This is a genomic window from Taibaiella soli (assembly GCF_003236175.1).
In the GTDB taxonomy this organism is placed as follows: Bacteria; Bacteroidota; Bacteroidia; order Chitinophagales; family Chitinophagaceae; genus QKTW01.
This window is the reverse complement of record NZ_QKTW01000010.1, coordinates 101,197-118,307: the sequence shown is the minus strand read 5'-3', so window position 1 is coordinate 118,307 and position 17,111 is coordinate 101,197. Positions and strand designations below refer to the sequence as shown.

Here is a 17,111-nt window from a genome sequence, read left to right as displayed (position 1 = left end):
GGGCTAAGATCAAAAGATTAGAAATATTTTTTTTTGCGTTCCTGATATATGCGTACCTTCGCGGCTCAAAATTTCCATTAAAAGGAGGACTTAAAACTTGGAAGAAAACCAAATCATTTCTCAACAAAACAACGCTCACGACGATTTCGATTGGAGTGTTGACAAACGCAATGTTGCTTCTTATCCACAAGAAAAGCGTGAGCAACTCGACAAAGTGTACGATAGCACATTCAAATCTATCGAAGAATCCGAACTGTTGCAAGGCACAGTTGTAGGCCTCACTAAAACTGACGCCATCATCAACATCGGTTTCAAATCTGACGGACTTGTTTCCCTCAACGAATTCCGCGACATGCCAGATGTAAAAATCGGCGAAGAAGTGGAAGTAATGGTTGTGGAAAAAGAAGACCGCAATGGCCACCTGCACCTGAGCCGCAAATTGGCGCGCGCAGCACGTGCTTGGCAAAAAATCGTTGATTTCTACAAAACCGGCGAAGTTGTTACTGGTACTATCACCAGCAAAACTAAAGGTGGTCTCATCGTGGACGTTTACGGCCTCGAAACCTTCCTGCCAGGTTCTCAAATCGACGTTAAACCAGTTACTGACTACGATCAGTATGTTGGTAAAACAATGGACTTCAAAGTTGTTAAAATCAATGAAGCTATCCGCAACGCTGTTGTGTCTCACAAAGCGCTGATCGAAAGCGACATCGAACAACAACGTAGCGTGATCATCGGCCAGCTGGAAAAAGGTCAGGTACTGGAAGGTACTGTTAAGAATGTTACTGACTTCGGTGCATTCATCGACCTCGGTGGTGTTGACGGTCTGCTTTATATCACTGACATTAGCTGGGGCCGCGTAACGCATCCTAGCGAAGTGTTGGAAAATGGCCAGAAACTGAATGTGGTTGTTCTCGACTTCGATGATGAGAAAAAACGCATCAGCCTCGGTCTGAAACAACTGACTCCGCATCCTTGGGATAATCTGCCTGCAGAAATCGTAGAAGGTGCTAAAGTAAAAGGTAAAGTAGTAAACATCGAAGATTACGGTGCATTCCTCGAAATCCTGCCTGGCGTAGAAGGTCTGGTACACGTTTCAGAAATCACTTGGTCTTCTCAGCCAATCAATGCGAAGGAATTCTTCAAAATGGGCGATGAATACGAAGCAGTTGTTGTAACGCTGGATAAAGACGAGCGCAAAATGAGCCTGTCTATCAAGCAAATGACTGAAGATCCATGGGAAACTATCGAAAATAAATTCCCTGTTGACAGCCGTCACAAAGGTATCGTGAAAAACATCACTCCTTATGGCGTGTTCGTTGAACTGGAAACAGGTATCGGCGGTATGATCCACATCAGCGACCTGAGCTGGATCAAGCGCTACAACCACCCAAGCGAATTCACTAAAGTTGGTGATGAAATCGAAGTGGTAATCCTGAGCATCGATAAAGAAAACCGTAAACTGGCACTGGGCCACAAACAACTGGAAGACGACCCTTGGAATACTTTCGAAACTGTATTCCCAATCGGTTCTATCCACGAAGGCACTGTGACTAAGAAAGATGACAAAGGCGCTACAGTTCAGCTGCAATATGGCCTCGAAGCTTATGCACCTGCACGTCACCTGCGTAAAGAAGACGGTAGCAATGTAGAGGCTGACGAAACACTGCCTTTCGCTATTATCGAATTCGATCGCAACGACAAGCGTATCATGGTATCTCACAGCAAAGTTTGGGAACAAGGTAAAATAGAAGAGAAAGAAGCTGCTAAGAAAGAAGCTAAAGCTGACGCTGAGAATACTAAAAAAGCAGTGAAAAATGTTCAGAGCAAAGTAGAAAAACCAACACTTGGTGATCTCGGCGCACTGGCTGCACTGAAAGATAAAATGAAGAAAGCGGAAGAAGAAGGTGAAAATAAATAATCACGTTCTCCACTTTTAGAATACTGAAAACGCCTCCACATTGTGGAGGCGTTTTTTTTTGCCTCCTCTAGCTCCTCCAAAGGAGGAGGACTCCCGACGCAAGTATATTTCCCACGATGAGACTCCCTTTAGGATGGGGTATTTCTCGCTGTGAGACACCCTTTAGGGATGGGGTGAGTTTTGTATCTTTATTGTCATGGAAATCCTCACCATTGATTCCACTTTTCAGAAAGGACCGATCATAAGATTCAATCTTTCCTTTGAGCCTTATTTACGGGCTTTGGAGGCATATCTCGACAAATGCCTGATCAAAGAGCACCGTTTGTTTTTCGAATCGATCAGAGATGCAATTAAAGATCATCCGGGATTGAAACATCCAATATCGGATCTGAAGCAACTTTCAGAGATCAAAGACGTGCTGGATCTGCTAGAGCTCAATCTCTTTCCGCTTTTTCCGCGTGATACAGAAATTGAAGACGCTATAGGTATTCTTTCTCCCATCCGTTTTTTCAGTTATTCTGACGGCTTCAAACAAATACTCTTTAATCCGGACGATACCTTTCGATTAGAACCATTTGATATCGAAACTACCCTGGAAGAAAATTACCGGATGACCTACCGGGAGATTCTGAGGAAATGTTACGGCCTTACTGAGTTAGAACCGCGGGAAGCACTGACCATCTTTCAAACCAGAGCAACCGGGGGAATCAGAGCCTATTACCGGATGAGCATCAACAAGCAGTTTGTTGATATAAAAGTAGATGGGGAGCTGCCGCCATTGCAGCAGGAATGGATCGATTATGCAACAGATATTCTTACTGTTCACCGTTGTCTGGAACATCCGATTCCGCTGGAACAATTCAGAATGGAGGGCTTTTTTATTTTCACCTTGAAAGATGTAACCGAAGAAGAAGCGTTGCATTCGCTACGTGAAATTGTAGCCAATATGCATACACAAGATGAAGTGTACGCTTTTGAACGGATGAAGCATGCGACACTTTCTTATCTCGGACAGGAAGGTTTGGAAGTTGGTATGGTGCCAGTTGTGTCGCTGAACCGAGGCTATGCTTATGACGATCGTATTTTTCAGAAAACGAGTCTTGTTTTCCGCGGGTTGCAAAATGGATATACTGCGGCAGCGCGAGAAAAATTATTTAACGAGTTTATAGCATCTGCAGGAGAAAAATTTCAGCATTCTGTGTATCGTAATATTTGCGCAGACGGTGAAACATCAGATGAATCCGAGATGCTGAACAGGATGGGCTTACAGACACTCGCTGTGTTTCCTGTCTGGCATCAGAAAAAACTAATGGGGTTGATCGAAGTGGGTAGCCAGAACATGGTTGTCATCAAAGGCAATCTCGTTCGCAAGATGGAAAAGGTGTTGCCATTGTTCCGCGAGTTTATCGTTTATCAGCAAAATCATTTTAAGGAACTGATGGAGTCGTTTATCAAAGAGCGATATACTGCGATACAACCATCGGTTGCCTGGAAGTTTAACGATATTGCCTGGCACGCATTACAACGGAACCGCCATGATTTTTCCGATATAGCTACGCCAACGATCAGCTTTGAAAATCTTTATCCTTTTTATGCAGCGGTAGATATCCGAAACTCGTCGCAGGAGCGCTCAACGGCTGTGCGTACAGACTTTTTGAATCAACTTCATTATTTATCGCATTTACTGAAAAATGTAAACGGAAACGAGATCAAGGATGAAATAATAGAACTGCTGCTGCAAATCCGGTATTGGCAATCACAGATTACGGATTCGCTGACTATAGAGCAAGAAGCGGATCTGACACAGTTTCTAGAGACCGATAGTCTGCAATTTATCGGCCGGTTGAAGGAGGGAAGTTACATTAGCGAAGAGGAAGCGCTCGACTATGCAGGAAGAATTGCAACAGAAACGGGGATATTTTATCGTGCGAGAAATAGCTACGAAGAAAGTCTGCAACGCATTAACGCGACGTTGAAAATTGTATTAGACGAAGCAGAAGACCGCTTGCAGGAAAGCATTCCGCATTATCTTGAAAAATTCAAAACCGATGGATGGGAGTATAATCTTTATTCAGGAAAAAGCATTGCGCCCTGGCAGACCTATGATACCGACGCCATTTTTAAAATACAGAACTGGCAGGTGCGTATGATGGTGGACATGGCCATCGCAGCGCATCGTATAAAGGGAGAATTGCCCCATCAATTGTCAACCACACAGCTTATACTTGCACACATGCATCCCGTAAATATCAATTTCAGAATCGATGAAAAACGGTTTGATGTGGAGGGCGCTTATAGTATCCGCTATGAAGTGATCAAAAAAAGAATCGATAAAGCGCGTATCTTAAACAGTGAGGAGCGACTTACACAGCCGGGAACCATCGCCATTGTGTATGCACATAACCGGGAAGCAGTTGCGTATCGTGCCCAGCTGCAGGAGCTGATTAAAGAAGGACGGCTATTGCCCGATATTAGTTTCCTTGAACTGGAAAAAATGCAGGGCATTACAGGAATGAAGGCAATGCGTGCTACTATTAATTTGAATTTTTGACAATGAACGACTGAACCATGAACAAAAATTACCTACTGCTATTCCTACTTTTTTTACTGCCATATTGTTCTGCTAACACTGGCGCGAAGCCAACCGTTCCTGCTGGCTATTCCTGGCAACAGGCCAGGGAAGTGATTCTTGAGAAGGGGCTTGACGAAATTTCAGGTCTGGATTATGAGCGAAAAATCCATGCTTTTATTGCCATCAATGACGAAAAGGGGAAAGTTTATGTGATTGATACGGCAGCATTCCGGATTCGTGAGGAATTGCCATTCGGCGATAAAGGCGATTACGAGGAATGTATTGTGACAGATGACCGTTGGTATGTATTGCGCAGCGATGGCCATTTATACGAGATGACTTATGACGGAGTGGGGATTAAAGACGTAAATAAATACAAGTACGAAGGCAAGACAACTGAGTTTGAAGCGATGTATCTGGATAAGGCCAACAACCGCATTGTACTCATCGTAAAAAATGCGAAGAAAGATCATCAAGAAGAAACGGCCTATGGCTATGCGTTTGACCTGGCTAGTAAACAATTTGTAGCAGCACCGGTTTTTCAGGTGAGATGGAGCGATGTGGCGAGCGTGGGCAAAATAAAACTTAAGTCCTTTCATCCCTCTGCTGCGGCTATTCATCCGATCACCGGAGAATTATATGTTTTGGCTTCGATAGAAAAATTGCTGGTTGTACTAGATAAACAAACACTCAAAGTAAAAGGTGTTTATTTTCTGGATCCAAAACTTTGTCGCCAGGCGGAAGGACTTGCATTTGATCCCAGAGGCAATATGTATATCTCCAATGAAGCCGCTGATGCCCAACCGAATATAGTGGTGTTCCCTTATCAATCTAAAAATGGTCGTCCATGATAAGATCGCTACTTATTGTTATTTTCTTTTTTTGCTGGAATGCTGTTGTGGCGCAGGATGGAGAAGTTCGACAGCGGATTTTTATTATTGGTGATGCCGGAAAATTATACAATGGTAAAAGTATTGTGCCCGATGCATTGGCTAATATGATTGATCGCGGTGATCTGCATACAACGATTTTGTTTGTAGGTGATAATATTTACCCCAAAGGGTTGCCTGATAAAGACGAAAAGAATTACGCAGCAAGCGTCGAGATTCTCACCAAACAGCTGAAACCGTTTTTTCATTATAAAGCCAATGTCTACGTAATTCCAGGTAATCATGACTGGCAGAAAAGTGGCCAGGAGGGGCTGGAGCGAATCAAACGACAAGGACAATTAGTGAATGACTGGCAATGGCCCAATGTACATTTTTTGCCGGTAGATGGTTGTCCGGGGCCGGAGGAAATTCCGGTTGACGACAGTACCGTAATCATTCTGATGGATACACAATGGTGGTTACAGCCTTATGAAAAGCCCGGCATTGAGAGTGATTGCGCTTGTAAAACAAACGACGAAGTTTTGGTGAAGCTGCACGATATCGCATATCGTAACCGGAATAAGAAAATCATTTTCGCGTCACATCAACCGATGCGCAGTCATGGTATTCATGGCGGTTACTACACCTGGAAACAGCATATCTTTCCCTTTACAGATCTGAAGGATAACCTTTACATCCCTTTGCCAGTGCTCGGTTCCATCTATCCGATTGTACGTGGCGGATTTGGTAATGTGCAGGATTTGAAAAATCCGGTGTATAAAGATATGATCAGTGGTATCGAAGATGCGCTGGCAGTAGCACCAGATGTTACTTTCGTTGGGGGGCACGATCACAACCTGCAATTGATTCGTGATAAAGACCGTAACTATATTGTAAGTGGTTCTGGTATTAATCAGGAACGGGTAAAGACTGCAAAGAATACATTGTTTGCATCGAGCAGCCGGGGCTTTGCTGAGATACTTTATATGAAAGACGGCACTGAAAAAATCCGTTTTTATGAGGTAGATGAATCCGGCAAAGCGAAAGAAGCATTTTCTTATTTGTCGCCGGCAATTACGCGCCAGCCTGTAACGCTGCGTCCCAATCTTCCTGTGAGTGGCACTGAGGTAGTTGCAGATAGTATTATTGCGACGATTGCGCCAGAATATGATCAGGTCGGCAATGCACACCGCTTTTGGTTTGGCGAAAATTACCGTAAAATATGGGCAACACCCGTAAGCATGAAAGTGTTTCATATCACCGAAGAAAAAGGTGGGCTCACCATATTGCAAAAAGGCGGAGGTAAACAGACAAAGTCGCTACGCATGAAAGACGCGTCTGGCAAGGAATGGGTGTTGCGTACGTTGCAAAAAGATCCTGAGAAAGCATTGCCTGAAGACCTGCGCAAAACAGTAGCCAAAGACGTGGTGCAGGATCAGATCTCTGCAGCCAATCCTTATGCTCCGCTGACGGTGCCTATATTGGCAACAGCTGCGAAAGTACCGCATGCCGAACCGCAGGTCGTATACGTGCCACATGATCCGGCATTAGGGATGTATGAAAACGATTTTGGCGGAAGCGTCTGCATTTTTGAAGAGCGGGAACCCGGCGGCGGAAAGAATGAAAAGACTTACAATACGCCGAAAGTATTAGATAAACTAGAAGATGACAACGATAATAGCATTGACGAAAAAGCAGTGCTGAAAGCACGTATGCTGGATCTGTTGATCTCTGATTGGGACCGGCATGAAGACCAGTGGCGCTGGGGTAAAAAAGAAGATAAGGAAGGCCGCGATGAGTTTTATCCGATTCCCCGCGACCGCGACCAGACTTATTTTGTGAATACTGGTGTGATTCCATGGATTGCCGCGCGTAAATGGATTATGCCGAAGTTTCAAGGGTTTAAACCAAATATTCCAAACGTGGAAGGTGCGATGTTTAATGCCCGCTATTTTGACCGTTATTTTTTGCGCGAGCTGAATGAAGCAGATTGGAAGAAAGTAATCGGTCAATTGCAGCAGGAAATGACTGACAGTATAATTCATGAAGCTGTGTTGCAAATGCCTGCGCCTGTGTATGCAGAATGCGGCAAGATGACGGAAGATTATTTGAAATCGCGTAGAGATATTTTATTGCCCGAAGGTTTAAAATATTATCGTTTCCTGGCAAAAGCTGTAGATGTAACCGGGTCAGATAAACGTGAATTATTTCAAATAGTGCATGAAGACAATGGTGACGTAACCGTAAGTGTTTACAAAATAAAAAAGGATGGTACGGCAGGACATCAGATGTTTGAACGCAGGTTTGAGAAGGGCGAAACGAAGGAAGTACGTTTATACGGTCGTGGTGGTAAAGATGTGTTTGAAGTGAGCGGTACGGAAAAATCTCCGATCAAAGTGCGGATGATAGGCGGCGGCGGTGAAGATAGTTTTAGAGTAGTATCTGAGCTGCGCAATAAATCCAAACTGGTTATTTACGATCGTTCTGATAAAGAAAACGATTATCCATCGCGGAGCCAGGCAAGTATTCGTACGGAAGACAATCATGCGGTTAATGAATTTAACGGACAATCTTTTAAGTATAATGTATTGATGCCACAGGCAACCGCCGGTTATAATCTCGACGATGGGGTGTTACTTGGGGTTGGTCTGAAGTATACTAAACAAGGTTTTCGCAAGGAGCCGTATGCGCAGATGCATAATCTGATGATTGGTCATTCGCTTGCTACCGATGCAACATTTGTCCGTTATAATGGTGACTTTAAAAAGCTGATCGGAAAGAACGATCTCAATATTAATGTCAACGCAAAAGCGCCTGACAATACTTCCAATTTCTTTGGTGTCGGTAATGAGTCAGAATTTAATCAGGAAGGCGATGATGCCATTCGTTACTATCGAACCCGTTATAATCTGATTGGTACGCAGATCAATCTGCAACGTCAGCTGAGCAAACCTTTAAAGGTTTTTGCAGGGATTGCTTCGCAATATTTCAAGATGGATAAATCTGATAATGAAGGTCGTTATATCAATGTCTATCAGGCAGAGCACCCTGAAGATGATTTGTTCAATGATAAATTTTATCTGGGTCTGAATGCCGGTTACGAAATAGATACACGCAATGACGAAGTACAACCGACGCGCGGATTTTTCTGGCGTACCACCTTTGCGGGTGTACAACAGCTGAACGAAGGAGAGAAGACTGTGGGTGTGTTGCAGACCGATATGCGTTTCTTTATCAGCTTTCATATGGATCCGCGTGTTGTGATCGCAAACCGCATAGGCGGTGGTGTGCTGATGGGGGAGCCCGAATTTTTTCAATACTTGTATCTCGGCGGAAAAGAGAATCTGAGCGGCTTTCGCAGCTACCGTTTTGCGGGGACTTCGATGTTGTACCACAATATTGAGCTGCGGATTAAGTTGTTCGATTTTGCGTCCTATCTTTTTCCTGGACAGGTAGGCGTGCTTGGTTTTAACGATGTGGGACGTGTTTGGGTGAAAGACGAGTCATCGGCTAAATGGCATGATGGTTATGGTTTTGGCGCTTATATAACACCGGCAAAATTGCTGCTGGTTAATGCAATGCTCGGTTTTTCTACCGAAGGTGTTTATCCTTATTTCAGAATTGGGTACCGGTTTTAAATTTTCAACAGAAAAAACAATCGAATCATGAATACGAACGCATTGATGGACCTGGTCGCAGCTTATGTTCGCAACCTGTACGCAACGGCACCTGCTGAAACGCAGCTTCCGTACCACAACCTCGGTCATGTGGAAGGAGTAGTGCAGGCGGCCGTGCAGATCAGTGATCATTATCAGCTGGAGGAGGAAGATTACACAGCAGTGTATGTGGCGGCCTGGTTTCATGATGTCGGATACCTTACAGGTGCTGCCGAACAACATGAAATGCGTGGCGCGGCACTGGCAGAAAAATGGCTGCGGGAACAAAACGCTGCTGAGTCGCTTATCATGAAAGTGAAAGGCTGTATTATGGCTACGAGGTTACCGCAGTCGCCCAATACACTGATAGAGCAGATTATTTGTGATGCAGATCTCTTTCATATGGGTACGGAACGTTTTAAGGAGACAAATAAACAAGTGCGCAAGGAAGTAGAGGCCAGACTTGGTTGCGCTTTGCCCGACGATAAATGGTATGCGGGTAATATAGAAATGTTGCAACGCCAGCAATACCATACAGATTATGCCCGCACTTTACTACAGCAGGGCAAGGAAGAAAATATTAAAAAACTCCGCGAAAAGCTGGATAAAAAGGAACATAAAGCAATGGAAACAAATAGCGAGATAAAAGGAAAAGAAAAGGATAAAGAACATAAAAAGAAAGACAAGGGGATGAAGCCGGAACGTGGCGTTGAAACTATGTTCCGCACTACATCTACCAATCACCTGCGACTGAGTGAGATGGCAGACAATAAAGCACATATCATGATCACAGTCAATTCTATTATCGTATCAGTGCTGGTTTCTTTATTGTTCCGCAAGCTCGAGGATAATACCAATCTCATTATTCCTGCGATTCTAACGATGGCAACATCGCTGATTTCAATTGTGTTTGCTATTCTGGTGACACGGCCAAATGTAACGCAGGGCACTTTTACCAAAGAAGATATTACCAGCAAGCGCGCCAATCTTTTGTTCTTCGGAAATTTTTATAGGATGAGTCTTGACGATTATGAATGGGGTATTAATGAAATGATGAAAGACTCTGAATTCCTTTATGGCAGCATGACACGCGATATTTATAATCTGGGTGTGGTGCTTGGTCGCAAGTATAAATTGCTGCGTATAGCTTACAATGTATTCATGTTTGGCTTCGTCATTTCGTCTCTTTCATTTGTTTTGGCAATCATCATCAGATAATAAGCGCCTGAAATTTAATTATGGCTTTGGGATATCAATATTTCAACAGAGATATAAGCTGGTTGCAATTCAATCACCGCGTGTTACAGGAAGCAGAAAATACAAATGTTCCGGTCTATGATCGTGTTCGTTTCTTGTCTATTTTTTCATCTAATCTGGATGAATTTTTCCGGGTACGATATCCGTCATTGCTGGCACTGCGGGAAAATCCGGCGCTGGCAACAGAAGAACAATCCGACGAAGCGCTACTGCAGAAAATACAGCAGATGGTTCGGGAACAACAGGAAGATTTTGGTCGCATTCTGACGCAGCAATTATTGCCTGCACTGCAAAAAGAGAATATTCATCTGTATTATAATGAAGTCGTTGCTCCGGTGCATCAGCAGATAATCAACGACCTTTTTCATACCAGGATTTTGTCTTACCTGCAGCCGGTATTGCTGGAAGGTAATGAGCCTGTAATGCTGCATAACAATGGACTTTATTTTATTATACAGTTGCAGAATCATGAATCGGTTCAGTATGCGGTATTAAATATTCCTCAGGAAGCTGTTGGTCGCTTTGTGTCATTGCCAGATATAGAGGGTAAACATCAGATCATTTTTATAGACGATGCTATTCGTCAGAACATACAATATGCCTTTCCAGGAAAACAGATCAAAAGCGTCTATAGCTTTAAGATGACGCTGAATGGCGATGTCGGAATTCAGGATGAAACGAGTGCAGAACTCGAAGATGAAATTCGTCAGATGATTTCGAAACGGGAAACCAGTTTGCCTACGCGTTTTCTCTACGAATCAGGAATGGCGGAAGAAATACAATTCTTTATTAAAACCTATTTTCATCTTACTGATGCGGAAATGGTTGCCGGTGGACGTTATCATAATCTGAAAGATCTTGCTGATTTGCCGAATCCCAAAGGCAAGTCGCTGCTATATGCGCCTATGCCGCCTTTGCCGCATCCGGTGCTTAAGAACAAAGTATCGGTATTGCAAGCGATCGAAGACCAGGATTTACTGATTCATCTGCCGTATCAATCGTATGATTACATACTCCGTTTCTTTAACGAAGCAGCTATTCATCCGGATGTAACCGAAATTTATGTGACGCTTTATCGCGTTGCAGCAGATTCTCAGATTGCGAGCACATTGATCAGTGCTGCGAAGAATGGTAAGAAGGTAACAGCTTTCGTAGAGCTTAAAGCAAGATTTGACGAAGCCAATAATCTTAATTGGGCGAAGAAAATGAAAGCGGCTGGAGTGCGGATTGTTTATAGCATTCCGAATATGAAAGTGCATGCGAAACTAGCGCTGGTGAAGCGGAAGGAAGACAGGAAGAGCAAATACTACGCGCTGCTGGCTACTGGAAATTTCAATGAACGTACCGCAAGATTTTATACAGATCATGTGTTAATGACGACTGACAAAGAGATTACGCAGGATGTAGATCTGTTGTTTGCTTATTTGCCGTCACGCCAACAGCCGGAAGAATATGATTTTATTCGTTTTCAAAAGCTGATGGTTGCACGGTTTAATATGCAGGATCGTTTCGAGGAAATGATCCGTAGAGAAATGGCGCATCAACAGGCGGGGCGGAAAGCAGAGATCACCATTAAGCTGAACAATCTTCAGGAAAAAGAAATGATCAATCTGCTGTATGAAGCGAGTAACGCGGGTGTCAAAATCAATCTCATTGTGCGCAGCATTTGTTGTCTGGTGCCCGGTGTGCCTGGTATGAGTGAAAATATTTCCGTACGACGTATCGTAGATCGTTATCTGGAACACGCGCGGGTATTCATTTTTGGGAATGACGGTGAGGAAGCGTTTTATCTCGGTTCTGCCGATTGGATGGTGCGCAATCTGCATCGCCGTATTGAATCGGTTTTTCCGTTGAAGGATGAAAAACTGAAACAGGAAATTCGCGAGATCATTCATTTACAGCTTGCCGATAACGTGCAGGCAAGACTAATTAATAGTGCAGGGGAAATGGTAATGCCAGAAGTGAATGGTGAGCGGATTGCAGCGCAGGAGGCAATTTATAAGAAGCTTAGCCCCAAGTCCTAAAGGTGAGTTCATATGCGAGTTGGAAGATGCGGAGCACAGGCGGATTTCGACTGCGCTCCGACTGATAAGTGTGGTAGCTCAATTCTTTGTCGGTATATTATAAATCTGGATCGCAAGTTCTAAAGAGTTATTCAACGCAGATATTTTATCTAAAATCGGCTGAAGTGATTCGCTTACATCTTCGATGAAATAATCAATGCAAAACTTTAGCGTCTGACCGAGCTGAATGCCATCGGGTGTTTGCGGCGGAAACGCGAATGTTCTCAATTGAACAGGAATACCACCGCTTGATTTATCGCGCACGAACCAGGAAAGAAATTCCAGCGAGATCAGGCTTTCAGGCGATTTGTCAATCGTAAATTCAAATTGGGTGATCACTTCATCTTCAATACCGCCGTCTGTTCTCAATAAAGTGGCAATTGGAAGGTTATGATATTCGGCGTTGCTGAGTTCATCGCCTTCTATTCCGTCGAGCGTTTCAATCCCGCTTTCTACATTTCCGATTCCTTTTAAGCGCTCTATTGTCTGATGAAATACCGCGATTTCTTTGGGATAATTGCTCATATCGGTTCATTTTAACTTTAATTTAATTAAAATTTTTAATAATACATAGTGTTCTCAGAACGTTAATAAGTTAATCGGTTAAAAAGTTAAAGCGGCATGCCGGTAATTTGGCTATGGATCCCGCTTCCAGCGTGCTGTCAAGCCATGAAAGTTTTGAAACAACAGTAACGGACCAATGGTCGGTTTTTCTTAAATTCATTTATTTTGTTTGCTTCATGAAATCCGTAAATCCAATCAAATCCGTCGCTACAATCTTAAGACCATGGATCATGGTTTGTGTTTCATTAATTATGTTATGGTGCAGTTCCTGCAAAGATTGCAGATGTGATGACCATCACACGTTACGTGATTCTCTAGTGCTGGATTATTTCAAGGATTATGATGATGGAGGTTACTACCGGATGGGCGAGCGGGATTACAAATTTTTCAAGGCTTATTATAGAAATGATACTGCGTCTTTGCGGGATTTTCAACAAACGCGACTGGAATCACTGCGGTTGGACAGCATGGCAAAATCGCAAATGAATATCATCGGTCCTCCCGGTATAGACAGTATCGACGCGGATGAAATCTTTCAACTTTCATATGGAAATTCGACATCGGGAAAACTAGCTTTTGATGTGTTAGTTTTTTGTAGAAAATCAGATACAGCGATACTTGTTTATACACAGTATTTGATTTCGGGCCGGCAATTAGATAAGAAAAAAGAAGAACGAAAATACTTGCCTTTACAAGACTGGTATGACTTTGATGAATTTGCAAGGCATCATGAATTCTGGGATTTGACGCCTATTGTGCATAGTGGTTGTGGATTTTATAAGGAATCGATAGGAATACATTGGACCGATCGAGGCGGAAAGAGAACGCATACAGTAGTCCGTATGACACCGCAGCGATGGAGCATCTTTGAACTATTCACTTATCTGCTGAAAAAAGGCGGTTGGTACGAATCGTTTGCGAAAGAGTTTATTGTGCCAGATAAAAAGCATGACTAATGAATGCACCCGTTTTTGCACAAAAATTTCTGTAGTTATTTATTGATTTATAATGTAATGTATAAACGTCATAAAATAATTGGGTTGAATGGATAAAATTCATAGCTTTTGGTTTAAAATATCCCTGTTATGGATTTTCAGACGCCATTGAAAACAAATCTTCAGCAAGCCTATATCGACTATCTTTTATCGGGTGTGTTCGACCGGTGCGCGAGGGCTGATGTAGCTATTTCCCAGGCAACAGAGCCAGTTTTGAAAACTTATATAGAACAAGGAATCGGGCAAATGTTTGAGAATGATCTCACCATGGAAGTAAGGCATCTCACCGAAATAAAATTATCCATTCTCATAGATAGAATGATAGAAAAAGCAAAGGATGAAAGTCGGTACTCACCAGAGATTTCAGTGAAGATTTTTAACGATATCAAGAGTATTTTTTGTCCCGGCTTTTTTCCTTTCTGCTAAAGCTTTAATGATGCCGGAGATGCAGGAACACCAGAAAAAAGCATTTGATTTTGCAGCTGATCTGATCAAGCAGATCATTACGCTTTCTGTGGCGGTAATTACACTCGGGATCGGCGGAATGGACAAGCTGAATGGTTATGACAACCGTGGCACATTGAAGCTCATCTTTATCTTGTACGTCGTTGCTATTATTTTCGGGATTTTCGCATTGATGAATTTAACCGGCGCGCTTGATATCCGCACCATAAATACGTTTAATGAAAATGCGGACAAAAGAAATTCCGGAATATCGGATCCACGTAAAAAGATTCCTCATGTAGTGCCCGAAACATTGTCGATTTATAGTCGGGTAGTGCGTTGGTGTTCTGTAATACAGGTGCTGTCTTTTGGAGCCGCCATTATTATGACTTGCAGTTTTGCGTTTTCTATGCTTGACAGTCCGTCAAAAGCAAATGATGGAAAAATGGTGGTATTACAGAGTCTGAATGCCAGAGATTCTGCATTGATGAAGCAGATGAAAATTGATACGATTTATTACAGAATTGCGAAATAGTCTTTGAGCTGGGCGATTTGCGCTATCTTAATTTCGCCTTGGGAAATAACTTTAGACGATCATGAGCAGAAAAGCCCGTTTTGCAATAGCGTTAATTCTGGTGTTCACTTACTTTTTAATAAAGTATGCGATGCGTTATGAGCATTCCAAATTCGACCAGGGATTCAGCTTTGTGGTGATACCGCTTATTTATTTTGTGCCTGCATTTTTGTTTGTAGCATCCGCATATTTGCTATCGCTTTCATTACCACAGTCCAGACGCGCTATTCAAACAATTCTGGCAATTGTGATCAGCATCGGTGCCTGTGCTTTTGTGCATTCATTCTATGATGGGCTGACGATCGGCAATTATTTTGAAGCATTAAACACTGGCTATTCCTTTCCTAAAGCGGAAGATTTCAGACTTGAATATTTCATTTTACTGTTGGGCAACCTGGGTGGTTTTATCTTTTTCACGAAGAAAAATTTTTCCGGTGATGTAGAGCCGTAGCATGCTATGACGCTACTTTATACCAATGGCTTTATTGATTACCAGTTTTCAAGCAAAGCCCTTGTTTCATTGACCGCCACATGCCAGATCTCCAGCATTTCAGCGTCTGGTTTTTGATAAAAGCCCGCATAATTACCATCGCCAAGTAGCATTCTCGCATCTTCAGGCGAAAGCGTTTTCAATTTCACGATGTCTACCGCCTCTTTTTGATGCGCGGGTTGCTGCACATTTCCGATGCGTGTCCAGGGAAAATTTTCCATCCAGGATGCATGCGAAGCCACAGGATCAGTCTCGAGTACTTTCTGCATTGTAAGTGGCGCCTTCCACCAATGATGCAGTTTTACCTGAATGTTTTTTGATTTCGATTGAAGCAGCACTTCATTTAGAAAGTCGATATTGCCGCCGTGTCCATTGACGATGAGCACGCGTTTGAATCCATGTCGCGCCAGTGAATCCAATATATCATTTACCAGTTCAATCATCACTTGCGGACGAATGGTAATGGTGCCGGGGTAGGCCATAAACAAAGGTGTTACACCATAGTTGACTGTCGGTAAAACAGGAATGCCAAGCGGTAGCGCCGCGTCTAACGAAATGCGTTCTGCAAGAATACTATCGGTGCTCAGGCTTAGATACGCATGCTGTTCCGTTGATCCTACCGGGAGAATACAACGATCATCATTTTGAAGGTATGCTTCGATTTGTTGCCAGTTGGCGGAAGAGAAATGCATGTTTAAAGGTAGGAAAACTGAAACGGGAAATGGCAATGGTGAATGGCTAATTGTAACTGTCAACTGTCCATTGTCAACTATTAATCCTTTTTTTGCTATTGATTTTTGTTTGTAAAATATTTACATTCGAAGTAGTATTTAAGAGTATCACCACCCACACATCCATTATCATGAAAAACACGTTAAGCGTGCTGTTGCTCTGTGCAATGGCATTAATGGCCTGTAATGGCAATTCAGATCAGGCAAATGCAAAAGACCCTTCGGCCGGCAAACGCACCCCATGCGATACGGCTAGCTACGAGGGAAAGAAAAGAGTAGCAATTATCATCTACGACGGCGTTGAAGTAGTAGATATGAATGGTCCGATCGATGTTTTTCTGAAAACCAACTATGTTGTCGACAAGTACTATGTCTACACGGTTGCCGCCGATAGATCGACTGTCTACACTGAAGATTGCGTTACAGCCATACAACCACGATTTACGTTTGATGATTGTCCCAAGCCGGACGTCGTCGTATTGCCGGGTGCGCCTATGAACACCATTGAGGGTTTACTGAAAGATTCTACATTTAGCCGCACCGCACTGAACTGGGTAAAAAAACAAGCCACTGACAGTAGTGTAAAAATAATGTCGGTGTGTACCGGTGGCATCTTGCTCGGCAAGACCGGCTTGCTTAACGGCAAAACGGCGACCACGCATTATCTCGCATTAAGTGATATGCAACAAATGTATCCGCAGGTTAACGTGGTTGGAGGAGTGCGTTATGTACCCGCGGGCAACATTGTAACGACTGCAGGCATTACCTCTGGCATAGACGGTGCACTTTACCTTGTGACGCAGTTTGAAGGTCAGACAGTAGCAGATTCTGTTGCGCATATTATGGTGTACAATCCAACATGCCCGATGCGCGCGCCTAACTAGCAAGCAACAAGATTCCTTTATCACATATCGTTTAACATAGTTCACTGAAGCAAATTAATGCCTCGGAGAAAAGAGCATAGATCTATTCCTA

13 protein-coding genes are annotated in these 17,111 nt (G+C 43.2%); 11 read left to right on the top strand and 2 right to left on the bottom strand.

The genetic code is table 11. The features are described 5' to 3' along the window. Positions 1–97: 97 nt before the first annotated feature. The 6 genes from rpsA to ppk1 all read left to right on the top strand — a co-directional run bounded on the left by rpsA (position 98) and on the right by ppk1 (position 12,299). A complete protein-coding gene (gene rpsA / locus DN068_RS06910) occupies positions 98–1,921 on the top strand; it encodes a 30S ribosomal protein S1 (protein ID WP_110998170.1) in 1,824 nt (607 codons plus the stop codon). A 196-nt stretch (positions 1,922–2,117) separates the two neighbouring features. Next, the gene (locus DN068_RS06905; protein WP_110998169.1) at positions 2,118–4,472 is read left to right on the top strand and encodes a hypothetical protein; all 2,355 of its coding nucleotides are present in this window, start codon (positions 2,118–2,120) and stop codon (positions 4,470–4,472) included. A gap of 17 nt (positions 4,473–4,489) precedes the next feature. Further along, positions 4,490–5,344 (top strand): SdiA-regulated domain-containing protein, encoded by an 855-nt coding sequence (locus tag DN068_RS06900; RefSeq protein WP_110998168.1) that lies wholly within the window; start codon positions 4,490–4,492, stop codon positions 5,342–5,344. Then, a complete protein-coding gene (locus DN068_RS06895) occupies positions 5,341–9,000 on the top strand; it encodes a BamA/TamA family outer membrane protein (RefSeq protein WP_110998167.1) in 3,660 nt (1,219 codons plus the stop codon). The genes DN068_RS06900 and DN068_RS06895 overlap by 4 nt, the downstream gene beginning before the upstream one ends. A 27-nt stretch (positions 9,001–9,027) precedes the next feature. Beyond that, a complete protein-coding gene (locus DN068_RS06890; protein ID WP_110998166.1) occupies positions 9,028–10,236 on the top strand; it encodes a Pycsar system effector family protein in 1,209 nt (402 codons plus the stop codon). A gap of 20 nt (positions 10,237–10,256) precedes the next feature. Next, the gene (ppk1, locus tag DN068_RS06885) at positions 10,257–12,299 is read left to right on the top strand and encodes a polyphosphate kinase 1 (RefSeq protein ID WP_110998165.1); all 2,043 of its coding nucleotides are present in this window, start codon (positions 10,257–10,259) and stop codon (positions 12,297–12,299) included. 78 nt (positions 12,300–12,377) lie between these two features. Here the strand turns inward: ppk1 and DN068_RS06880 are convergent, their stop codons facing one another. Further along, complete coding sequence (locus DN068_RS06880) at positions 12,378–12,863, bottom strand: hypothetical protein (protein ID WP_110998164.1); 486 nt, start codon at positions 12,861–12,863, stop codon at positions 12,378–12,380. Positions 12,864–13,078: 215 nt separating this feature from the next. Here DN068_RS06880 and DN068_RS06875 point away from each other — a divergent pair, with 215 nt between their 5' ends. The 4 genes from DN068_RS06875 (at position 13,079) to DN068_RS06860 (ending at position 15,366) form a co-directional block, all read left to right on the top strand. After that, positions 13,079–13,858 (top strand): hypothetical protein, encoded by a 780-nt coding sequence (locus DN068_RS06875; RefSeq protein ID WP_123985263.1) that lies wholly within the window; start codon positions 13,079–13,081, stop codon positions 13,856–13,858. 129 nt (positions 13,859–13,987) lie between these two features. Next, the gene (locus DN068_RS06870) at positions 13,988–14,323 is read left to right on the top strand and encodes a hypothetical protein (protein WP_110998162.1); all 336 of its coding nucleotides are present in this window, start codon (positions 13,988–13,990) and stop codon (positions 14,321–14,323) included. A 7-nt stretch (positions 14,324–14,330) separates the two neighbouring features. Beyond that, positions 14,331–14,876 carry a hypothetical protein gene (locus tag DN068_RS06865; protein ID WP_110998161.1) on the top strand — a complete coding sequence of 182 codons (546 nt, stop codon included), beginning with the start codon at positions 14,331–14,333 and terminating at the stop codon, positions 14,874–14,876. Between the two features lie 61 nt (positions 14,877–14,937). Continuing rightward, positions 14,938–15,366, top strand: coding sequence for a hypothetical protein (locus DN068_RS06860; protein WP_110998160.1), 429 nt, complete (start codon positions 14,938–14,940; stop codon positions 15,364–15,366). 38 nt (positions 15,367–15,404) lie between these two features. Here the strand turns inward: DN068_RS06860 and DN068_RS06855 are convergent, their stop codons facing one another. Next, on the bottom strand, positions 15,405–16,097 hold the full coding sequence (locus tag DN068_RS06855; protein WP_110998159.1) for a creatininase family protein: 693 nt from the start codon (positions 16,095–16,097) through the stop codon (positions 15,405–15,407). 170 nt (positions 16,098–16,267) lie between these two features. Here DN068_RS06855 and DN068_RS06850 point away from each other — a divergent pair, with 170 nt between their 5' ends. Continuing rightward, on the top strand, positions 16,268–17,020 hold the full coding sequence (locus tag DN068_RS06850) for a DJ-1/PfpI family protein (RefSeq protein ID WP_110998158.1): 753 nt from the start codon (positions 16,268–16,270) through the stop codon (positions 17,018–17,020). Positions 17,021–17,111 lie beyond the last annotated feature (91 nt).